This window comes from Kribbella sp. HUAS MG21 (assembly GCF_040254265.1).
Lineage (GTDB): Bacteria > Actinomycetota > Actinomycetes > Propionibacteriales > Kribbellaceae > Kribbella.
Map to the genome: position 1 here is coordinate 4,376,685 of NZ_CP158165.1, position 21,441 is coordinate 4,398,125.

A 21,441-nucleotide genomic window follows, 5' to 3' on the forward strand; every position below is an offset into this window, starting at 1 on the left:
TCTCGCCGCACGGGAGCAAAGGCCACGATGGATCCGCATCGAGGCCTTCGCTCCCGCACGCCGAGCTACCGCACCGAGCACCTCCTCGCTACGGCGCTGGATTACCAGACAGGCCCTAGTCCTCCGGCGGCGGAGGCTCCTCGGCGCCCTCTTGCTCGTCGCGCTCCGCCCATTCCATCAGGGTCTGGAGTGAGTAGACGTTCTCGTCGATCGTGGCGTGCAGGTCGCCGAGTTCGGCGTACCGCGGGGGCACTGTCCGGATCGTGAAGTCCTTCGGGTTCACGTCGTCGATCTCGTCCCAGCGGATCGGGGTCGACACGGTGCCCTCTGGGTTGCCGCGGACGGAGTACGCCGCCGCGATCGTGTGGTCGCGGGCGTTCTGGTTGAAGTCCACGAAGACCAGGCGCGGGTCGCGATCCTTGCGCCACCACGTGGTCGTGACGTCCTTCGGCGCGCGCCGCTCCACCTCGCGCGCGAACGCGAGCGCGGCCCGCCGTACGTCGGAGAAGCCGTACGCCGGTTCGACCCGGACGTAGATGTGGATGCCGCTGCCGCCGGACGTCTTCGGGTACCCGACGGCGCCGAGCTCGTCGAGGACTTCGTGGGCGACGTGCGCGACCCGGCGGACCCGGTCGAACGGGCAGTCCGGCATCGGATCGAGGTCGATCCGCCACTCGTCGGGCTTCTCGGTATCGGCGCGGCGCGAGTTCCACGGGTGGAACTCGACCGTCGACATCTGCACCGCCCACGCGACGTGCGCGATCTCGGTGACGCACAACTCGTCCGCGGTCCGGTTGTAGCGCGGGAACTTCACCCGGACCGTCTCCATCCACGGCGGCGCCCCGTGCGGCAGCCGCTTCTGGTGCACCTTCTCGCCCGCGACCCCCTCGGGGAACCGGTGCAGCATGCACGGCCGCTCGCGCAGCGCGTTCACGATCCCGTCCCCGACCGACAGGTAGTACTTCACCAGGTCGAGCTTGGTCTCACCGCGAGCAGGGAAGTACACCCGATCCGGATTCGACACCCGAACCGTCCGCTCCCCGATCTCCAGCTCGACCGCCGGCGACTTCCCCTTCGCAGCCATGCCCCCAAACTAACGGGCGACGGGGACAACCGGCGTCAGGCCAGGCGGGTGAGCCAGTTGCGGGGGTCGGGGGTGCGGCCGTATTGGAGGTCCAGGAGGGTGGAGCGGATCTTGGCGGTGACCGGGCCGACGCCGTGGTCGACGGAGTGGTCGCCGATGGTGAGGTCGCCGTCGGGCCAGGCGAGGCGGCCGATGGGGGTGATAACGGCAGCCGTGCCGGAGGCGAAGACCTCGGTGATCTCGCCGGTGCGGACGCCGTCGCGCCATTCGTCGGCGGAGATCCGGCGCTCCTCGACCGGGTGGCCGAGGTCGGCGGCGAGGTCGATCACGGAGGCGCGGGTGACGCCTTCGAGGATCGAGCCGGACAGGGCGGGGGTCGCGATCCGGCCGTCGGCGTACACGAAGAACATGTTCATGCTGCCGATCTCCTCGAGCCACTTGTGCTCGGTGGCGTCGACGAACGCGACCTGCTCGCAGCCGTTCGCGACCGCCTCGGCCAGGCCGGCGAGGCTGGACGCGTAGTTGCCGCCGCACTTCGCCGCGCCCGTCCCGCCCGGAGTGGCGCGGATCGTCGACGTGGTCAGCCAGATGGAGACCGGCTTGGGTCCGGTGTCGAAGTACGGGCCGGCGGGTGACGCGATGACGCCGAACAGCACCTCGTGGGCCGGGCGAACGCTCAGAGCGGCCTCGGTGGCGATCATGTACGGGCGCAGGTACAGGCTGGTCTCGCCGTGGTCAGCCGACGGCACCCAGGCCTCGTCGACGGTCACCAGTGCGCGCAGCGCCGCGACGAACTCGTCCTCCGGGACCTGTGGCAGCGCAAGCCGCTCGGCGCTCGCGGTGAAGCGGGCGGCGTTCCGGTCCGGGCGGAAGGCCCACACCGAGCCGTCCGCGTGCCGGTACGCCTTGAGGCCTTCGAAGATCTCCTGCGAGTAGTGGAAGACGGCCGCCGCGGGGCTGAGCGAGAGCGGCGCGTACGCCGTCACCTTCGGGTCGTGCCAGCCGCGGGCGATCGACCAGTTGGCGACCACCATGTGGTCCGTGAACGACTGTCCGAACGCCGGCTTCGCGAGCACGGCTGCCCGCTCCTCCGCACTGGCCGGGTCGCTCCGCAGCTCCACCGCGAAGTCCCACGCGCTTGTCATCACCGTTCCCCGCTGTTCACCTGTCACTCGCAGCACGCTACCCCTGCCGTCCCGTCCAGCTCGACCCGCCGCCCACACTCCGGCCACTCCGGTACGTCGGATGCACCAGCAGTCGCCGCAGCTCGGCCGCACCAGGCTCTGCCGGTACGACGTGCAGCACCCGAGCTGCGGCGTCGTACACCCAGGAGTCGTGCCACTCGTCCGGTAGCTCGACCAGGACGCGCAGCGCCGTGGCCAGCCCGGCTGCGACCTCGCCTGCCACCGCAAGGCACTCGGCCAACGACAGGTCGAGTCTGGCGCGGTCGCCGATCCAGCTCTCCGGGCAGAGCTCCCTGGCGCGCTCCAGCAGGACACAGCCCGCCACGCCGTACCCGAGCAGCGTGCAGACGCGCCCCTCCGCCCAGTGCAGTCGGTACGGCGGGGTGTCGCGCTGCATGAGCTCGTCGCCGACACCGATCAGCTCCTGCAGCGCTTGCTGCGCCTCCTGACGCCGGCCGAGCTCGGCAAGCACCAACGCCCGCGCAGCCCGCGGCAGGCAACCTGCCGGTGTTTGCCGAGCCAGCGCGACCGCCTCGTCTGCCAGCTCCAGCAGCTCCGGCAACGGTCGCCGCTCGGTCAGGCCGCAGAGCGCCTCTCTGGCGCGCACCTCCGCTCCGCGGCCGGCACTGTCTGCGGCTACGCGGGCGGCCCACCACCAGCGTCTCGCCGTACTGCGGTCGCCCAGCCTGGTCAGGGTCTCGGCGATCAGGATGCTCAGCTCGGCCGCCTCTTCCCGGTCTGCGCCGTGCAGTTGGCGCACCAGCGTCGGCAGCAGTGCGGCCGGAGGCACGCTGCGGAAGTCCGTGAACAGCTGAGCTGGGTCGACGGTGTCGAGGGCGCCGACCAGGCCTCGCCACGCGGCCTCGAGCTGGTCGGCGACGACTGGCTCGGCAGGCAACAGCTCGGCCTCCGGCCGGAGCCGGCCTGCGCGGGCGGGCCGTCGCTCGAAGGTGGCAGTCAGCAGGCCGTCGGTGCCAAGCTCCCGGTCGCAGAGCCGCGCCAGGTCCGCGGAGCCCGGCCGCTGCCCGCGCTCCACCTGGGACAGGTAGCTGTGGTCGTACCCGACGCGGGCTGCCAGTTGCCGCAGGCTCAGTCCGGCCGCCTGCCTGCACTGGCGTAGGAGGGAACCGAAAGCTGTGTCGGTCACAGGACCACCCCGTTCGCGCTTCGAGCTCATGTGGTGCGTGCCGGGAACGCTACAAGCCCTCGCCGACAAAAACCGTGCAAAACAAGGGCATGTGGGCTGTGGGCTGATTCCGCGGCCCACAGCCCACACCTGTTGTCCGCAGTGCGTTCTGGGCGATTCTGCGGAGGTGAACACGCTGCAACGCCAGGCCCGGCTCTTCCGCCTGGTCCGCCACACCGGCGGGCCTGGCTCGCGGATGCTCGCGGAAGGGGCGGAGTGGTCGGACGGTGCGGTCGCGGTCAGGTGGCTCGGCCGCTGGCCGAACACCTCGGCCTGGGACAGCGTCGAGACGCTCCTGGCTGTGCACGCCACCGGCGAGCCGACCCAGCTCCAGTGGCTCGCCCCGCCGCCGGCAACAGCACCTGCCCCGCCGGCTGCAGAACCAGCGGCCCAGCCGGCCGCGCCACCGGTTCCTGGCCGCCGGGAAGCTCCGGTCTGGCTGCCCGCACCGGCGCCCGACGGACGGTGTTCCCGGTGCGGTCGCCCGTGGCCGTGCCTGGACTGCGGTCCTTCGGGGTGAGGTGACCAGGAGATGAGCGTGAGATGACGCTGTCTGGAGTTACTTGACGCGGTTTAGTGTGAGGGGGTTTGGGCTGGTTCGGTGAGGGGTGATGCTGATGGCGGACGGTGCGGTGGTCGATCCGCTGGACGAATTGGACGCTCACGTCGCCCGGCTGCGGCAGGTGGCGGGGGAGTTGCGGTCGGCGCGGGGGAAGCCGGTGCTGGACGGGAACCAGATCGAGCTGATCGAGGACGGGCCGACGCTGCTGGCGGCGTACGAGGAGATGCAGCGGAGCTGCCGGGAACAGATCCGGGCGCTGGACCGGGGGCCGTACTCGGCGCCGCCGGCGTCGCAGCAGCAGCTCGAGCTGGAGCGGCTGGGCGACGGCCTGGTGTACCGGGCGATCTACGGGTTCGAGGTGTTCGAGTCCGCGGAGGTCATGTCGGTGCTGCCGGAGCTGCGGGCCGCGGGGGAGCTGAGCCGCGTGCTGCCGCAGATGCCGATGAAGATGGTGCTGGGTGACGACAACATGGCGCTGGTGGCGCTGACGAAGCGGGCGCCGGCGGAGAGCCATCTGCTGATCAGGTCGACCGGCCTGCTCGACGGGCTGATCGCGACGTTCGAGATGCTCTGGGGCCTCGCGGTCCCGATGCCGGAGCTCGAGGCCAGTGGCGACGTGGCCGCGTTGCGGGCGCCGGACCGGGACATCCTGATGCTGCTGGCCGGCGGGGCGACGGACGACATGATCAGCCGCCGCCTCCGGATCAGTCCCCGGACGACCCAGCGCCGGGTCCGCGCGCTGATGGATGCGCTCGGCGCGCAGACCCGGTTCCAGGCGGGCATCCAGGCCGCCCGGCGGCGCTGGATCTAAGTCGCCTAGTTGATCGTCACCACCGTGCCGGCCCGGTTCGGGAACTCGACGAACCCGGTGGAGCGCCGGCCGGTCGCGAGCCCGGACCACGACGCCGTCACCTGGAACGGCTTGAACGCGGCCGGTGCCGCCGGCGGTGTCACCTCGAGCGAGGTGCCGGTCGAGCTCGTCACGACGTTCGTCTGCATCGTGTACTCCGTCGTACTGGCGCCCGGCGGGTTGGACAGGGTGATCGCCAGCACGCCCCACACACCAGGTGTCGGTGCCGCGAGGCTGGCCGAGGCCTGGTTCGAGCCGTCACCGACGAACGACAGGAACTGCATCTGGCCGTTCACGACCTTGTAGAGCACCAGCCAGATGCTGCCGGCAGGGTCGACGGTCTTGATGTTCCACTGCACTGCCTTGGTCTGTGCGGTGACGGTCACCGGGTAGGCGGGCAGGTCAGCGTCGGCAGCGCCCGCCGGGACAGCACCTGGCACCAGCGGAGCAGACACCACGCCGTACGACCGGATCGGGACACCGGCCTTGCCGACCGTGGCGGTGAACGAAGTGGAGCCGGACGCACCTGTGCCCGAGACGGCGTTCGGTGCGAGCACGGACGTCGGTACGACGACGATCGGGCTGCGGACCGACTTGTCGGCGCCCTGCCAGGTCAGCCAGCCGTTGGTGGTGGTGCCGGAGTCACCTGTGGCCAGCGTGAGCTGCACCTTGAAGGTCTTGGTCTCACCGGCCTTGCTGAAGTGCAGGATCGACGGAGTCACCACTGCCTTCATGCCGGGTACCGAAACGGTCGCCCGATAGAGGCCCGGAGTCACCGCGGTCACTCGCCGCGTGATCGTCTGCGTACCCAGCAGCTGGCCTACTGCGATCGAAGGAGCGTTGTAGTCGCTGGGGTTGATGGCCGGTACGCCGGTGCCGGTCTTGATGCCGGCGCCCTCCAGGTAACCCAGCCAGTCCGTGTCGCCCGAGTCGTAGACCAGGCCCGGGTCCAGCATCTTCGACGGCTGCACCTCACCGGCCCCGGCGTCGAACGGGTTGGTGTTCACAGCGCCAGTTGAGGTCAACACGTTGCCGGCAGTCGTCATCAGCGCCGACTTGACCGCCATCGGCGACCAGCCCGGGTGCTTCGCCAGGTAGAGCGCCGCCAGACCCGCTACATGCGGTGCCGCCATCGACGTACCCGACAGGAACGCGTAGTCCTGTCCGCCGTTGGTAGGCGGCGCTACTGCGGCCAGCACGTTGACACCCGGTGCAGCGAGGTCAGGCTTCAGCAGGTTGCCGTTGCTCACCAGAGACGGGCCACGCGACGAGAAGTCCGCCATCTGCGGGTACGGCGTCGCAGTGCCGGTCTGGTTGCCGGGAAGGAGGTCTGCGGTCGCACCTGCCTGTGCCGCATAGGACTTCACCGACAGAGCAGCCGGTGCGTTGAGGTGCACCGTGGGTACGACGTGCGAGTCGCCGACCACGTCCTGGTCGAACAGGTTCAGCAGCACCATTCCGACGCCACCTGCCCGCTGTACTTCGGCAGACTTCTCCACGCGGGCGTTGACGCCGCGGTCGCAGGCGACGAGCTTGCCGGCCGCCTTGCTCGGGTCGAGTGTGTTCGGCAGGCAGATGAGGGCGTCCGCGTCGCTCACACCAGCGTTCCTGACTGCTGCCCCGTTGACGAGAGGCTTGCTGCCGGTCGCGGTGGACACCGTAGTACTGACACCTGAGTACTTCTGGCCGTTGCCCAGCACCACCGTGCCGTTCCACGGTGCGACCGTGGTGGCTCCGACGGTGGTCACCCACGGAGAGGTGTTGTCGAGCGTCGACGCGTCCGGGCCGGAGTTGCCGCCGGCCGCGGCGACGAAGACACCGGCCGAGGCAGCGGACAGGAACGCCAGCTGGACCGGGTCCGTCACAGGGGACTCGATGATCGAGCCGACCGAGTAGTTGATGACATCGACGCCGTCGGCCACCGCCTGGTCGATCGCGGCGACCAGGTCCGACGTGAGACCGCCGGTGTCGTTGGCGGTCGTGCCGGACCACAGTGCCTTGTAGACAGCGATCTTGGCCGCAGGTGCGACACCAGTCACCGTGCCGAGGTCGCGGCCGCCCAGTACGACGTCCACGTCGGCCCGGCCGGCCGCGGTGGTCGCAGTGTGCGTGCCGTGGCCCTCACCGTCGCGCGGCGACTCGTAGTCGGCGCGCCGCTCCGGTGGAACCAGGCTGAGCCAGCCTTCGCCGAAGTACCTCGCACTGATCAGCTTGGTGTTGCAGAGGTCGGCGGTGAAGTCCTCGCCGGTCTCGCAGCTACCGGTGAAGGTGCTGCCGTCGGCCTTCGCCATCACGGTCGTCGAGCCGGACAGGTACGGGCGGTACGGGTCAGCTGCCGTCGGCGGCTCGGTGCCCAGCGCGGGGCCGGACAGCGACGCGCTCTCGGGCCAGATGCCGGTGTCGATCACACCGACGACGACACCGCGGCCCGCGTTCGCCGTACCGCCGAGCCTGTTCCAGACGCCGTTCTGGCCGGACAGCTTGAGGAAGTCGGTCGGGTTGCGGTCGTCCAGTGCGCGGTGCAGCTGGTCAGGGACGACGGACACGACGCCTGGGGTCTTGCTGAGCTCGTTGACCTGCTTCGCGGTCAGTGCGGCGGCGAAGCCGTTCAGGGTGGTCGAGTAGTCCTGGTCGACCTTCGCCCCGACCTTGGCCGCGACCTGTGCGTGCTTGCCGGTCAGGTAGGCGCGGTACGCCTTGCCGCTGGTGCTGTTGACCTCGACCTTCCGGCCGGCCGCCGGTTTGGTGGCCTTGAGCCCGGTCACGCCGCCCTGGTACGTCGCCAGCGGCTTGTCGGCCAGCGTGACGACGTACCGCCCAGGCGCGAAGCCGAAACGGCTGCCGGAGGGTGCGGCCGTTCCGGTGCTCGCGGAGCCTGGTGGAGCCACCAAGACGGTGGTGATCAGCGCGGCGCCTGCAAGCAGTGCGGCGCGCCGACGCAGGTTGGGATGGTTCACGTGATGCCTCCACGGCATGTAGTCCTGGCCGTGGCTGTAGCCCCGGCCGCCCGCCCCCGAGCTCGGACGCCGAAGAGCCTGCCAATCAGCCGCGCCGACTACACGGTTTTGGCTTCAACTAGCCGCTGGCGAGAAACTGCCACTCAGCGGGTGGCGGTTGCCAGCAGATACTGCGCTTTCAGCCGGACCTCGCCGGTGGGCGTGAGCCAGTTGTCGTTGATGGTTCGGAGCACCTGGTCGCGGACCTCGTCGAGGCGGCCGGCTCGTTCGAGGACGGGCAGGGTGCCGACGCCCAGCGGGTGGGTGGCGATCCGGGTCTGCCAGTAGTCCTCGGCGGACGGGGCGACGATGTCGAGCTCCAGGGTGCTGCCGGAGACGTCGAAGCCGTGGGGGCTTAGGAGTCCGGCGATGGCGTTCGGGTCGTGCCAGTTGAACTGCGTGCCGACCTCCTGGCCGGTGATCTCGCGGAGCGCGCCGAGGATGACGCCGACGAGCTGGCTGAGGACGCCTGGGTGCCAGGTGGTCAGGAGGATGCGGGAGGACGGCTTGGCGACCCGGGCCAGCTCGGTGAAGGCGGCGCCGGGGTCGGGCGCGAAGATGACGGCGAAGTTCGACAGGATCACGTCGGCGGACGAGTCCGGGAGCGGGATCGACGCCGCCGTGCCGTCGACGACGGTCAGGTCGCGGTCGAGCGCGGTCTCGGCGATGACCTCGCGAAGCCGCGCGGCCGGCTCGACGGCCGTGACCCGGGCACCGCGGTCGGCGGCGAGCAGGGCGACGTTCCCGGTGCCGGCGCCGACGTCCACCACGTGCTCACCGGGCTGGATCCGAGCGGCTTATACCAGCTCCCGCGCCGCCGGCACCAGGTCGGCCGCTGTCGTTTCGTACGTTCCCTGACCCCAGTCGATGTCACTCACGCGCCAAGCGTAGGCCGGTTCCCGACAGCGTCGGGTACCCGTCGTCGCGACACATTGACCAGCAGTTACGGAACCTCTCTACTCAATGACTGACGGCCCGGCTCGCGCCGCCCCCGCGAGCCGGGCCCGGCCCTGTGGATTACCGATGCCTGTTTGTAGGGCTCCGCTGGTATGAAGGAGGCATGACAGCGTCAACGACCCGCGCGGTGATCCTCACCGTCGACGACGATCCCGGCGTTTCCCGGTCGATAGCCCGTGACCTCCGCCGCCGGTACGGCGAGGAGAACCGCATCGTCCGGGCGGAGAACCCGGCGCAGGCGCTCGACGCGCTGAAGGAGCTGAAGCTGCGGGGTGAGCCGGTCGCGCTGCTGCTGGCCGACTACCGGATGCCGCAGATGTCCGGCATCGAGTTCCTCGAGGCCGCGATGGACCTGTTCCCGCTCGCCCGCCGCGTGCTGCTGACGGCGTACGCCGACACCGACGCGGCGATCCAGGCGATCAACGTGGTCGACCTCGACCACTACCTGCTCAAGCCGTGGAACCCGCCGGAGGAGAAGCTGTATCCGGTGGTCGACGCGATGCTCGACCTGTGGCGCTCGACCCCGGAGCCGTCCGGTGACGAGACCCGGGTGATTGGGCACCGCTGGTCCGCGCCGTCGTTCGCGGCCCGCGACTTCCTCGCCCGCAACGCGGTCCCGTACCGCTGGCTCAACGTGGACGACGACGAGGCGAAGCGGCTGCTCGACGCGGCCGGCGTCGACGGTACGTCGCTGCCGGTCGTGATCACGCCCGACGCGACGGTGATGGTGGCGCCGTCCGAGGCCGAGCTCGCGCAGAAGGTCGGGCTGACCACGGCGCCGGCGCAGGACTTCTACGACCTGGTGGTGGTGGGCGGCGGACCGGCCGGACTCGGAGCCGCGGTGTACGGCGCCAGCGAGGGCCTGCGGACCGTGCTGGTCGAGCAGTTGGCGACCGGCGGCCAGGCCGGGCAGTCGAGCCGCATCGAGAACTACCTGGGCTTCCCGGACGGCGTGTCCGGGGCGCAGCTGACCGACCGGGCGCGCCGGCAGGCGGTCCGGTTCGGGGCCGAACTGCTGACCACGCGGCAGGTCGTCGGCCTGGAGACGCTCGGCAACGCGCGCCGGCTGCGGTTCGCCGACGGCAGCGAGATCTCGGCGCACTCGGTGATCCTCGCGACCGGCGTCTCGTACCGGACGCTCCAGGCGCCCGGCGTCGACGACCTGTGCGGCCGCGGCATCTACTACGGCTCGGCCACCACGGAGGGCCCGGCGTGCGCCGGCGCCGAGGTCTACATCATCGGCGGGGCGAACTCGGCCGGCCAGGCCGCGGTCTATTTCTCCAGGCATGCGAAACGCGTGCATATGCTGGTGAGAGGACCATCTCTCACCGCGACGATGTCGTCGTACCTGATCGACCAGATCGAGCAGATCGACAACATCGAGGTGCACACCTGCACGCAGGTCGTTTCCTGCAAGGGCTCGGAGCACCTGGAGCGGCTCACGCTGGTGAACAGCGAGACCGGGGAGAGCCGGGAGGTGGACACGGAGTGGATGTTCGTGTTCATCGGCGCGGCCCCGCGGACGGACTGGTTGCCGGGTGACCTGCTCCGCGACGAGCGTGGCTTCGTCCTCACCGGCCCCGACCTGCACGGCAAGCCCACCGGCTGGCCGCTGGAGCGGGAGCCGTACCACCTCGAGACGAGCATGCCAGGCGTGTTCGCCGCGGGCGACGTCCGGGCCGAGTCGGTGAAGCGGGTCGCCTCGGCGGTCGGCGACGGGGCCATGGCCGTGACACTGGTGCACCGATACCTGGAGATGCTCTGATGACTGACCAAGCTGTGGAACCGCGGCGGTTGACGCCTGACGAGCTGCGCACGCTGTTCCTCTTCGAGAGCCTGAGCGACGAGCAGCTGCGCTGGCTGTCCGACGCCGGGTACGTCGAGAGCGTGCACGACGGGACGGTCTTCAACGAGGGCGACGAGGCGACCTGCTGCTACGTCCTGCTCTCCGGTGAGCTCCGGCTGTGCAAGCTGTCGCACGGCGAGCTGGTGGAGATCAACCGGACCGGCCAGCGCGGGGTGTACGCCGGTGCGTTCAACGCGTTCTTCGGCGCCACCGACCACAAGTCGTACACGGCGACGATGCAGGTGACGCAGCCGTCGGAGTTCTTCGTCGTCGGCGCCGAGACGATGGCGACGATGATGAACACCTGGTTCCCGATGGCCGTGCACCTGATCGAGGGCTTCGTGATGGGCATGCGGCGGACCAACGAGACGCTCGGCGAGCGCGAGCGGCTGCTCGCCCTCGGCTCGTTGTCCGCGGGGCTGACTCACGAGCTGAACAACCCCGCTGCGGCGGCGGTCCGGGCCGCGGCGACGCTGCGGCAGCGGGTGTCGGGGATGCGGTCGAAGCTGGCGATGCTCGCCGACGGCACGCTCGACGCGACCAAGCTGCATCAGATCGTCGAGCTGCAGGACGACGCGGTCGAGCGGCTGGAGAAGAACAAGGACAAGGACGTTCCGCCGATGGAGCTGTCCGACCGCGAGGACCTGCTCACCGACTGGCTCGACGACCACGACGTGCAGGCCAGCTGGGACGTGGCGCCGGTGCTGGCGTCCGCCGGGCTGGACGTGCCGTGGATGGAGAACGTGCTGGCGGTGGTCGGCCCGAAGTACCTCGAGGGCGCCGTCCGGTGGCTGATGTACACGATCGACACCGAGTCGCTGATGAACGAGATCGACGACTCGGTCACCCGGATCTCGACACTCGTTGGTGCCGCCAAGCAGTACTCGCAGATCGACCGGGCGCCGTACCAGACCGTCGACCTGCGCGAGCTGCTGAAGTCGACGCTGGTGATGATGTCGGGCAAGCTGCAGGGGTACGAGATCGTCAAGGACTTCGATCCCGAGCTGCCCGCGATCCCGGCGTACGCCGCGGAGCTCAACCAGGTCTGGACGAACATCATCGACAACGCGGTGAGCGCGATGGGCGGCTCCGGGACGCTGACGATCCGCACGCGGCGCGACGGCGGCTACGCGGTCGTGGAGATCGGCGACACCGGTCCGGGGATCCCGGAGGAGATCCGGCGGCGGATCTTCGAGCCGTTCTTCACCACGAAGCCGATCGGCGAGGGCACCGGCCTGGGCCTCGACATCTCCTGGCGGATCGTCGTCAAGAAACACCACGGCGACCTCCGCGTCGAGTCCGAGCCCGGTCGCACCGTGTTCAAGATCGTCCTGCCCCTCGAGCCCGAACGCGAACTGGAGTCCGACCCGGCGCTGCTGTCCTAAGTCAGTCAGCCGGACCCGCGGCGCGGAGCTCTTCGAGGGCTACTTCGAGATCACGGGCACGCCCGGCGTCGACGATCTTCCGGTACGTCGGATCGCCCGCGTCGGCGTTGCCCGTGAGAACGGACAGCTGGTGGGAGATGCGGGCCGCGATCAGGTCCGCGAAGTCCCGGGTGGTGCCCGGCCACCGGTAGGTCCGGAGGAAGAGCTCCAGCCGGCGCGGTCGCGCGCCGAGGTCGGTGAAACCCTCGGCGGCGATCACGTGGGACGCGTGGAACGGGACCCACGAGAACGCGACCCAGGCGGCGTCGAGTTCGGCAGTGACGGGGCCGGCCATGTCCCAGTCGACGAAACCGACCAGGCCGATGTCGTTCCACACTGCGTTGTACGGCGCCGCGTCGTTGTGGGCGATGATCTGGCCGGGTGTCCAGGCGCCGCCCTCGCGCCAGCACGACGACGCCGGGGGAACGAAGTCGGCGACGGCGGTGTGGTACCGGCGAAGCCAAGTCGCTACATCAACCAACGCCGCGTCGCTGTGGGTCCAGGCCGGCCACGGTCTCGACGTACCGACGGTCTGCCCGTCGAGGAAGCTGACCACCTCGCGCCCGGCCGCGTCGAACCCGAGCGGCCGGGGCGCACCGTCGAACCCAGCCGCCTCCAGGTGGGCGAGCAACGCCTGGACCGATGGCGTCCACGGCCCCGGTGTACGACGGACCGTGCCGTCGACCAGCTCCGCACCGCGGTCGAACCCACCTGGCAACCGATCGGACATGCGCGCCATGCTGCCAGAGCCGGGGGCCTTTGGCTGCGGCCGGCAGAGGCAGCTCAGGCAGCGCGGGCGAACCAGTCGAGGGTGCGGTCGGCGACCTCGGCCGGGGCGTCGTCGGTGATGAAGTGGGCCGCGTCGTCGACGTACGTGAACTCGACGCGGTCGGCGTACCGCTCCGGATTGCGGCAGATCCGGCTCAGGACCTCCTCCGTCCAGGGGCGGTCCCGCCGGCCGAAGACGACCAGGGTCGGCACCGTGAGCCGCCGCCGGCGGTAGGTCCCGCGCATCATCCGCAGCGCTTCGGGCAGGATCATGCCCCGGGTGAGCGGACGCACGGCGCCGTCGATCTCGGGTCGGCGCAGCGGGGCGAGGTGCGCCTCGATGGTCGCCTCCGGCAATGGATGGGCGACGTACGCCGCGGAGAAGACCCCCCGCAGGGAGGCGCCCGGGCGGTGCCAGATGAACGGCGGCAGGTGCCGGAAGCCCGGCGCCATCTTCGGGCTGAAGGTGCAGAAGCCCGGCGGCACCGAGAGTTGTACGGCGGTCCGTATCCGCTCGGGGTGTTCGTAGCTCAGCTGCATCGCGGTGATGACGCCCATGTCGTGGGAGACGACGTGCGCGCGTTCGATGCCGAGGGCGTCGAACAGGGCGAGCAGGTCGCGGAGCCGGGTCTCGCGCTCGACCCGCGGGTCGTCGGCGACGGTCCAGCCGGCGCCGCGCAGGTCGGGGCAGAGGACGCGGTACCCCGCGGCGGCGATGGCCGGCGCGACGGCGCGCCACTGCCACCAGTGCTGGGGGAAGCCGTGCAACATCACGACCGGTTCACCCTCTCCGATGGCCGCGACGTGGGTGCGCAGGCCGGGTGGTTCGACGACGAAATGATCGAAGCCGGGGGCCTCTGGCAAGGGCGGTGACCAGGCGGCGACAGGTTTGGATGTGGACATGGTGCCCCCCTCGCACGATGGCGATACTATATTTATAGTAGGCCTCTCGAAAGGCGGTGTCGATGCCGGCGGCGACCCGGAAACGCGGGCTCGAGGCGGCCGTGGAGCTGCTCGGCGCGGAGGGTGTTCGCGCGCTGTCCCATGCGCGGGTCGACGAACGCGCGGGCCTGCCGCCCGGCTCGACCTCGAACTGGTTCCGCACCCGCCGCGCACTGCTCGGCGGGGTCGTCGACTGGATCGCCGAGCGGGAGCGAGCCGACTTCGACCCGTCCGTGGCGGCGTCGATATCGGACGTCGACGAGCTGATCGACGGCTTGTGTACGGTGATCGAACTGCAGTCCGGGCCCTTCGCCACCCGGACCCGCGCCCGTTACGCGCTCTTCCTCGAGCTGGCCGAGGACCCGGAGCTCAGCGAGCCGCTGCGGCGGCAGCGCCGCGAGTTCGAGCGGTGGACCGAGCGGATGGTGGCCGCGGTCGGGATCGCCGATCCGGTGCCGGCGACGCGAGCCGTGATGGCTCTCGGCGACGGGCTCCTCCTGCACCGGCTCACCGTCGACCGCGAGCTCCAGGTGCGGCCCGCCGTCGAACGCGCGATCCGCGGCCTCGCGGCGACCTGAGGCTCTCCGCGCTGCTCGGGTATCCGGTCGGCCCCGCGGTGCTCAGCGGAGGGCAGTGCCCTGCGTGTGGGTGAGGAGCGTCAGGTCGTCGCGGGTGGGGAGCGATTCCCAATCGCCGTACGCCGTGACGCAGAAGGCGCCGGAGGTGGTGGCCCGGTCGAGGCGTGCTTCCACGGCGAGGCCGTCGAGGGTCGCCGACAGGTACCCGGAGACAAAAGCGTCACCCGCACCGATGCTGTCCACCACCGTCACCGGGAGAGCGGGCCGGTGGATCGTCTGCACCTCGGTGCCCTTGGTGTGCGACCACGCGCCCTTGCCGCCGGCCGTGACGACCACGGTGGTGACGGACGGACCGGCGAGCAGGTCGGCGATCGGGTCGGCCGCGTCGGTCAGCAGGTCCAGTTCGTCGTCGGAGGCGAAGACGGTGTGGACGTGGGGGAGGAGCTCGCGCAGAGCACTGGCTGCTTCAGGTCGGGACCAGAGCCTGGCGCGATAGTTCACGTCCAACGAGACCTCGGCGGCCGCCGTACGTACGGCGGCCAACGTCGCGGCCCGGGCCGACGCGGACAGGGCCGGCGTGATGCCGGTGACGTGGAGCAAGTTCGGCGCCAGCTCCTCGACAGCCGAGGTGGTCTCCTCGGGAGTGAGCGTCGAGGCGGCCGAGCCGCGGCGGTGGTAGCTGACCCGGGTGATGTCGTGCGACGGCTGGTCGAACGCGATGAACCCGGTGAACGCATCGTCGGCGAACCGGATCCGCGGCCGCACGTTCTCGGCGCGCAACGTCCGCTCGATCAGCCGACCCGGTTCGTCGTTGCCCACGGCACTCAACCAGGTGACGTCGTGGCCGAGCCGCGCGACGCCGATGGCCACATTGCTCTCCGAGCCGGCGATCGACAGGTGGGCGTCGCCGCCGAGCCGCATCGGCCGCGCGGTCCGCACCGAGACCATCGTCTCGCCGAGCGTCAGCAGATCGGTCATGTTCAGCACTCCTGGATGATCCGGGCGGTGGGGTCAGATGCCGAGTTCGGTGCGGAAGGTGCCGGCCCGGATCGCCAGTTCGGAGAGCGAACCGCCGGTCGCCGCGTCGCCGAGCAGCGGCGACCCGACGCCGACCGCGAGCGCACCGGCCGCGAGGTACCTCGGCGCGGACACGGCGTCGATCCCGCCGACGGCGATCAGTGGTGCGTCCGGGAGCGGGGCGCGCAGCTCGGAGAGGTACCCGGGGCCGTGCAGCTTGGCGGGGAAGATCTTGACGGCGGTCGCGCCGAGGTCGAGGGCGGCGACCACCTCGGTCGGCGTGAGCGCGCCGCAGAGCAGCGGGAGGCCGACCTCGACCGAGCGGTGCGCGCCGCGGGTGATCGCGGGCGTGACCGTGAAGTCGGCGTGCGCCGCCGCGACCTCGTCGGCCTGGGCGGCGGTGACCACGGTGCCGGCGCCGATCAGGATGTCCGGGTCGTACTGCGCCCGCGCCGTGGCGATCGCGTCGGCAGCGCCGGGCGTGGTGAGCGAGATCTCGAGCGCGGTGATGCCCGCCTCGACCAGGGTCTGGACGCAGGCGAGGGCGGTGTCGGCCCCGTCGGCGCGGATGATCGCGAGGAGTTTCCGGCTGCGCAGTTCGGCAAGCAGATCCATGGTCTCCAACCTAAGTGACGATTCGGACATAGGACGTCCCATGACCTCTGGCGTGGACGCCGATTGTGTGGCTCAATTACGAAGTGAACAACCGCCCCGTTGTTTACTTACAGGAGGCATCCGCTCATGCCCAGGCTCCTCGTCGCGCTGGCTCTTGTCGCGGCCGCGCTGACCTTCCCGGCTCCACCGGCCCAGGCGGCCGTCACCCAGACCGTGCTGTTCAACAAGGGCGACGCCGGCTACGGCTGCTACCGCATTCCCGCGATCGTGAAGACCAAGACCGGCGCGCTGCTCGCGTTCGCCGAGGCCCGCCGCGCCTGGTGCGCGGACTCCCAGGAGATCGACCTGGTGATGCGCCGCTCCGACGACGACGGCCGCACCTGGTCGGCGCCCCAGACCGTCCTGTCCGGTACCGACGCCGACCCGAACGCGGTCGCCACCCGCGGCAACCCCGCCCCGATCGTCGACTACGAGACCGGCCGGATCGTGCTGCTGACCACGATGGATCCCGGGACGACGAGCCGGCCGCGGACGCCGTACGTCCAACTCAGTGACGACGACGGCCGGACATGGAGCAAGGCGCGGAACATCGGCGACCAGATCGACGACCCGGCGTGGGGCTGGTACGCGACCGGGCCCGTCCACGGCATCCAGCTCACCCGCGGCGCGCACGCCGGGCGGCTGGTCGCCGGTACCAACTACGACAACGGCGCCGGCAAGAACGCGGGCCAGCTCGTGTACAGCGACGACCACGGCGTCACCTGGCACAAGGGCGCGACCGATCTCAGGTCGGACGCCACGCCGCAGGAGATCAGCGTCGTCGAGAAGGTCGACGGCGGCGTGTACGCCGGTGCGCGCAACAACGCGGGCACGTCGGGCGCGAGCCGGATGGCCGCGGTCAGCAACGACGGCGGTCACACGTTTTCCGCACCGTTTTCCACGATCGACGGGCTGACCACGCCGGTCGTCCAGGGCTCGCTGCAACGGCTGCGGGCGGTCGACCGGGGCGACAAGTACAACCGGATCCTGTTCGCGGCGCCCGCGGACCCGGACCGCAGGCGGTACATGACGATCCGGTCCAGCTTCGACGAGGGCAAGACCTGGCAGTCTGTTGCCGAGGGCACCCGAATCACCAGTGACTGGTCCGGGTACTCCGACATGGCGATCCTGGACACCGGTGAGATCGGCCTGCTGTACGAGGGCGGCACGGTCGACGCCCGCGACCAGATCCGGTTCGCGCGCTTCACCGAGAACGACATCGGCCACCCCGACGCACCGCTCGGCCCGACGACGCCGGACGTGTCCGGCCTGCACAACGACAGCTACCTGCGCGGCGGCACGACGGCGGTGGCCGGCAAGTTCGGGCAGGCGCGCGACCTCGACGGGGTCGACGACGCGATCCAGTTGCCGTTCGCCGAGTCGCTCGCGGTCGGCGCGGGGGACTTCACCGCGATGGCCTGGATCAAGTACGGCGCGTCCACCGCGCAGCAGGCGATCTTCTGGGGGTACGGGATCAACACGTACTCCCAGTTCTGGCTCCGCGCCGAGCCCGCGGACAGCCGGATCCGCGGCCTGATCACGACCAACGGCAACACCGCCGCGGTCCAGACGACGAAGGCCTACAACGACAACACCTGGCACCACGTCGCCCTGCAACGCAAGGCCGGCACGCTGTCGATCTGGGTCGACGGCGTCCAGTCCGCGAGCGTCACCGCCCCGGCCGGATCGGTCAGCCCCGGCAGGCCCTTCAAGATGTACGTCGGCCAGCGCCTCGACGGCCTGCACCACTTCGACGGTGCGCTGGACGAGGTCCGCATCTACAAGCGCGCCCTGACGGCGACCGAGCTCAACAGCATCCGCACCACCAACAGCACGTCCGTGCCCAACGCGGTCCTCGACCTGCCTCTCGGTTGACATCAGAACGGCCTGGCGGAGATCGTCAGCCGCCAGGCCAGTTCGCCACTCTCCGGCACCACCGCGGCATCACCCGGCCCGGCGGTCGCCAGGTCGAACACCCTGCCGAGCATCGGCTCCACCCCGAGACTCCGGTACGGCGCATCGGCCGGGAAGCCGCCCTGGTTCCGCCACAGCGCGGTCGACACCGGTTGCCCCGGGCAACTCAACGTCATGGTCAGCTCGGCGCCCCGGTCGCGCACCGCCACCGTCGGGCAATCGACGAGGACTGCGCCGGCGGCCGTCCCGTCCGTCGGGCCGAACGTGCCGAGATCCAGCGGCGTCGGCCACACGGCCGTCACCCACGGCACCTCGTCCGGCCAGGCCCAGGGCAGCCACGGCGCGGCCTCCGCGAACAACCGGCACGACGTCCCCGGCTGCACCGTGATGGTCGCCCCAGGCACACAGTCCAGCAGCGCATGCGCGGCCCAGACGAAGCTGTAGCCCGGCGGGGCCTCGAGACGGTAGTCGACCGAAAGCGTGTCCACTCCGCTCGTGAGCGTCCGCGTCAGCACAGCGCCGTCGTACGCGACCGTCCCGTCCCAGGGCTGGTTCCAGAGCCCGCCGTGGTCGGGTGTGCCGCGGACGGTCGGGAAGCACTCGTCCACGCCGCCGGCGTCGATGAAGGTGGCCAGCCCGGTGCGCGGGCCCTCGACCAGGCCGGGGCCGGCCCAGAGCCACTCGCGCCCGGCGAGATGCAGCGACGTCCAGCGACCGCCGTCCGCGTGATCGACCGTCACCAGGCCGTTCGTCCGTGGCGTCACCATTCGGCGAAGGAACCGTCGTCGTGCGTCCACACCGGGTTGCGCCAGGTGTGACCGGTCCGGTCGGCCGCGCGGACCGCGGCCTCGTCGATCGTGATTCCGAGTCCCGGCCGGGGATTCCACTCGGCATGCCCGTTGACCCAGGTGAACGGCGCCGGGTCGACGACGTACGACGTGAGGTCGCTGGTCAGGTTGTAGTGAATACCCCGGCTCTGCTCCTGGATCAGGAAGTTCGGCGTCGCGAACGACACCTGCAACGAGGCCGCCAGCGAGATCGGTCCGAGCGGGCAGTGCGGCGCGAGCATCGCTCCGTGCGCATCGGCGAGTACGGCGATCCGCCGCAGCTCCGAGATGCCGCCGGCGTGCGAGACGTCGGGCTGGACGACCGCGACGCCCGCGTCCAGCGGCGCCAGGAAATCGGAGCGGTGGTAGAGCCGCTCGCCGAGTGCGACCGGGACCGTCGAGGTCGCGACCACTTCCGGCAGGTGTGCCATCTGCTCCGGCAGCACCGGTTCCTCGACGAACATCGGCTGCAGCTCCTCGACCGCGTGCAGGATCCGCCGCGCCGCCGCCACGCCGACGCGGCCGTGCAGGTCGATCGCGACGTCCCGCGTGTCGCCGAGCACCTCCCGGGCAGCGGCCAGCCGGTTCACGATGTCGTTGATCTCGGCAACGGACGGCGAGGGCCGGATCAGCCCGCTCGCGTTCATCTTCACGGCGGTCATCCCGGCCGCAACCTGCTCCGCGACGGCGTCACCGACGGCGGCCGGTTCGTCCCCGCCGACCCACGCGTACACCCGCACCCGGTCGCGCACCCGGCCGCCGAGCAGCGCCGCCACCGGGGCGCCGTACACCTGGCCGGCGATGTCCCAGAGCGCGTGGTCCAGCCCGGCGACCGCGCTGCTGAGCACCGGCCCGCCACGGTAGAAGCCGCCCTTGGTCAGTACCTGCCAGTGCCGCTCGATCTGCAGCGGGTCCCGGCCGATCAGGTACTCCGACAGGACGTCGATCGCGGTCCGCACCACCTCCGCGCGGCCCTCGACCACCGGCTCGCCCCAGCCGACGACACCGTCGCTGGTCTCGATCCGGCAGAACAGCCAGCGCGGCGGGACCAGGAACGTCTCGATCCTCTCGATCTTCACGAGCGCCGCCCCCGCGTCGATCCCCGCCCCGATCGCTGCCCGGTACTGCGACTCGCCGTACCGCGCACCTCGGTCAGGTCCTCGGCGGCCTTCGCGAGCAGTTCGCGCATCGCGAGCTCGGCGCCTTCCGGGTCGTGCGCGCGGACCGCGTCGACGACCCGCCGGTGACTCGGCACCGGATCGTCGGACGGCTTGACCTTGTGCACCAGCCGGTCCCGGTCGGCGAGCCCCGTCTCCATGATCACTTCCATCTTCGTCAGCAGTTCGTTGCCGGTCGCCGCGAGCAGCGCCCGGTGGAACGCGAGGTCCGCGGTCACCGCGGCGAGGTCGTCACCCGCGGACTCCATCGCCGCCAGTGCCTCGTCGAGCGCGGTCAGATGCGACTCGTCGGCGCGTACGGCGGCCAAGCGGGCGGCGGCCGGCTCGACGATGCCGCGGACCTCGTGCAGTTCCTCGAGCAGTTCCGGCCGGGCGTCGGCGTCCTTGAAGTGCCAGCGGATCATGTCCGCGTCGAGCAGGTTCCAGTCCGACCGCGGCCGGACGAACGTCCCGCGCTTCTGCCGCGCGTCGACCAGGCCCTTCGCGGTCAGCACCTTCAGCGCCTCGCGGACGGCGGTCAGGCTGACACCGAGGTCGGTCTGCAGGTCCGTGACGTTGATCGTCGCGCCTTCCGGGATCTGTCCCGACAGGATCCGCTGCGCCATCACCTCCACGATCTGCCCGTGCAGCCCCCGCGACACCCCGCGTTGCATCCCCGTCACCCTGCTCTCCCTCACGCCGAGTCCTTCACAGCGGACCATCCGCCGTCGACCACCAGGCTGGTCGCGGTGACGAACGACGCCTCGTGCGACAACAGGAACGCCACCGCCTGCGCCACCTCGTCCGGTTGCCCGAGCCGCTTGAGCGCAGTCGCCTGGGCGCTCCGCTCGCGGCCCTCGGCGTCGACGCGGTCCCACATCGCGGTCACGACCGGCCCCGGCAGCACGCTGTTCACCCGGATCGACCGGCCGTACTCGACCGCGAGCTGCCGTCCGAGCGCGACCAGTGCGCCCTTCGTCGCGGCGTACGCCGGATGCCCGGGAAGTCCTGCCAGTGCGTGCACCGACGACACGAGGACGACGGAGCCCGCGCCGGCGACGAGGTCGTCGTACAGCGCCTGGAAGCCGAGGAACGCGGCCGTCAGGTTGACGTCGAGCTGGCGTTGCCAGGACAGGGGGGTGAGCTCGTGCGCAGGCTTCACCTCGACGACGACCGCGTTGCTGACCAGGCCGTCGATCGGGCCGAGCTCGTCGCGGCCGCGCGACCTGACCTCCGCCCAGGTGTCCGGCGCCGCGACGTCGCCGACGACGCTGATCGCCTTGCCAGGCAGCTCTTTGCAGGGCTGTACGTCGACCTGCACGACCTGCGCGCCCTCGGTCAGCGCGCGTTCCGCACAGGCCGCGCCGATCCCCGACGCAGCTCCGGTCACCACGATCACCCGTCCAGCCAGCCGCACCCGCGCCTCCTCGAAGTTCACTCCACCCAACCACAGCAGGCCGGGCGTCGGATCAGTTCACCGTGGCGGCACTGCCCG

The 21,441-nt window shown here is 70.7% G+C and carries 18 protein-coding genes; 5 read left to right on the top strand and 13 right to left on the bottom strand.

Annotated elements, in window-relative coordinates:
* Nucleotides 1–115 precede the first annotated feature (115 nt).
* Genes ligD through ABN611_RS21585 form a run of 3 tightly spaced genes read right to left on the bottom strand, consistent with a single transcriptional unit; the run spans nt 116 to nt 3,415 of the window.
* The gene (ligD, locus tag ABN611_RS21575; RefSeq protein WP_350274009.1) at nt 116–1,084 is read right to left on the bottom strand and encodes a non-homologous end-joining DNA ligase; all 969 of its coding nucleotides are present in this window, start codon (nt 1,082–1,084) and stop codon (nt 116–118) included.
* Between the two features lie 35 nt (nt 1,085–1,119).
* Entirely contained in the window at nt 1,120–2,229 is a 1,110-nt protein-coding gene (locus ABN611_RS21580; protein WP_350274010.1) for a branched-chain amino acid aminotransferase, read from the bottom strand.
* A 37-nt stretch (nt 2,230–2,266) separates the two neighbouring features.
* Entirely contained in the window at nt 2,267–3,415 is a 1,149-nt protein-coding gene (locus tag ABN611_RS21585) for a helix-turn-helix transcriptional regulator (RefSeq protein ID WP_350274011.1), read from the bottom strand.
* A gap of 656 nt (nt 3,416–4,071) precedes the next feature.
* On the opposite strand from ABN611_RS21585, the gene ABN611_RS21590 reads away from it, so the two are divergent.
* Nucleotides 4,072–4,827 (top strand): hypothetical protein, encoded by a 756-nt coding sequence (locus ABN611_RS21590; protein ID WP_350274012.1) that lies wholly within the window; start codon nt 4,072–4,074, stop codon nt 4,825–4,827.
* A 5-nt stretch (nt 4,828–4,832) separates the two neighbouring features.
* On the opposite strand, the gene ABN611_RS21595 is transcribed toward ABN611_RS21590, so the two are convergent.
* Together ABN611_RS21595 and ABN611_RS21600 are read right to left on the bottom strand one after the other, a co-directional pair.
* Nucleotides 4,833–7,823, bottom strand: coding sequence for a S8 family serine peptidase (locus ABN611_RS21595; RefSeq protein WP_350274013.1), 2,991 nt, complete (start codon nt 7,821–7,823; stop codon nt 4,833–4,835).
* 143 nt (nt 7,824–7,966) lie between these two features.
* Entirely contained in the window at nt 7,967–8,632 is a 666-nt protein-coding gene (locus ABN611_RS21600; RefSeq protein WP_350274014.1) for a class I SAM-dependent methyltransferase, read from the bottom strand.
* A 290-nt stretch (nt 8,633–8,922) separates the two neighbouring features.
* On the opposite strand from ABN611_RS21600, the gene ABN611_RS21605 reads away from it, so the two are divergent.
* Entirely contained in the window at nt 8,923–10,584 is a 1,662-nt protein-coding gene (locus ABN611_RS21605) for an FAD-dependent oxidoreductase (RefSeq protein WP_350274015.1), read from the top strand.
* Nucleotides 10,584–12,050 carry an ATP-binding protein gene (locus ABN611_RS21610; protein WP_350274016.1) on the top strand — a complete coding sequence of 489 codons (1,467 nt, stop codon included), beginning with the start codon at nt 10,584–10,586 and terminating at the stop codon, nt 12,048–12,050. Before ABN611_RS21605 ends, ABN611_RS21610 begins: the two co-directional genes overlap by 1 nt.
* A 1-nt stretch (nt 12,051) precedes the next feature.
* Here ABN611_RS21610 and ABN611_RS21615 read toward each other — a convergent pair whose 3' ends face one another.
* Both ABN611_RS21615 and ABN611_RS21620 read right to left on the bottom strand, forming a co-directional pair.
* Nucleotides 12,052–12,819 (bottom strand): phosphotransferase, encoded by a 768-nt coding sequence (locus tag ABN611_RS21615; protein WP_350274017.1) that lies wholly within the window; start codon nt 12,817–12,819, stop codon nt 12,052–12,054.
* A 53-nt stretch (nt 12,820–12,872) separates the two neighbouring features.
* A complete protein-coding gene (locus ABN611_RS21620) occupies nt 12,873–13,760 on the bottom strand; it encodes an alpha/beta hydrolase (RefSeq protein ID WP_350274018.1) in 888 nt (295 codons plus the stop codon).
* Between the two features lie 62 nt (nt 13,761–13,822).
* On the opposite strand from ABN611_RS21620, the gene ABN611_RS21625 reads away from it, so the two are divergent.
* The gene (locus ABN611_RS21625; protein ID WP_350274019.1) at nt 13,823–14,377 is read left to right on the top strand and encodes a TetR family transcriptional regulator; all 555 of its coding nucleotides are present in this window, start codon (nt 13,823–13,825) and stop codon (nt 14,375–14,377) included.
* A 42-nt stretch (nt 14,378–14,419) separates the two neighbouring features.
* On the opposite strand, the gene ABN611_RS21630 is transcribed toward ABN611_RS21625, so the two are convergent.
* Together ABN611_RS21630 and ABN611_RS21635 are read right to left on the bottom strand one after the other, a co-directional pair.
* Nucleotides 14,420–15,355: a sugar kinase gene (locus tag ABN611_RS21630; RefSeq protein WP_350274020.1), complete on the bottom strand. Its 936-nt coding sequence runs from the start codon at nt 15,353–15,355 to the stop codon at nt 14,420–14,422.
* A 33-nt stretch (nt 15,356–15,388) separates the two neighbouring features.
* On the bottom strand, nt 15,389–16,009 hold the full coding sequence (locus tag ABN611_RS21635; protein WP_350274021.1) for a bifunctional 4-hydroxy-2-oxoglutarate aldolase/2-dehydro-3-deoxy-phosphogluconate aldolase: 621 nt from the start codon (nt 16,007–16,009) through the stop codon (nt 15,389–15,391).
* 126 nt (nt 16,010–16,135) lie between these two features.
* Between ABN611_RS21635 and ABN611_RS21640 the strand changes: the two genes are divergently transcribed.
* Entirely contained in the window at nt 16,136–17,923 is a 1,788-nt protein-coding gene (locus ABN611_RS21640; protein WP_350274022.1) for a sialidase family protein, read from the top strand.
* Nucleotides 17,924–17,925: 2 nt separating this feature from the next.
* Here ABN611_RS21640 and ABN611_RS21645 read toward each other — a convergent pair whose 3' ends face one another.
* Genes ABN611_RS21645 through ABN611_RS21660 form a run of 4 tightly spaced genes read right to left on the bottom strand, consistent with a single transcriptional unit; the run spans nt 17,926 to nt 21,384 of the window.
* Nucleotides 17,926–18,729 carry a hypothetical protein gene (locus ABN611_RS21645; protein ID WP_350274023.1) on the bottom strand — a complete coding sequence of 268 codons (804 nt, stop codon included), beginning with the start codon at nt 18,727–18,729 and terminating at the stop codon, nt 17,926–17,928.
* Nucleotides 18,723–19,868: a galactonate dehydratase gene (gene dgoD, locus ABN611_RS21650; protein WP_350274024.1), complete on the bottom strand. Its 1,146-nt coding sequence runs from the start codon at nt 19,866–19,868 to the stop codon at nt 18,723–18,725. The genes ABN611_RS21645 and dgoD overlap by 7 nt, the downstream gene beginning before the upstream one ends.
* Nucleotides 19,865–20,644: a FadR/GntR family transcriptional regulator gene (locus ABN611_RS21655; protein WP_350274025.1), complete on the bottom strand. Its 780-nt coding sequence runs from the start codon at nt 20,642–20,644 to the stop codon at nt 19,865–19,867. The genes dgoD and ABN611_RS21655 overlap by 4 nt, the downstream gene beginning before the upstream one ends.
* On the bottom strand, nt 20,641–21,384 hold the full coding sequence (locus ABN611_RS21660; RefSeq protein WP_350274026.1) for an SDR family NAD(P)-dependent oxidoreductase: 744 nt from the start codon (nt 21,382–21,384) through the stop codon (nt 20,641–20,643). The genes ABN611_RS21655 and ABN611_RS21660 overlap by 4 nt, the downstream gene beginning before the upstream one ends.
* Between the last annotated feature and the right edge of the window lie 57 nt (nt 21,385–21,441).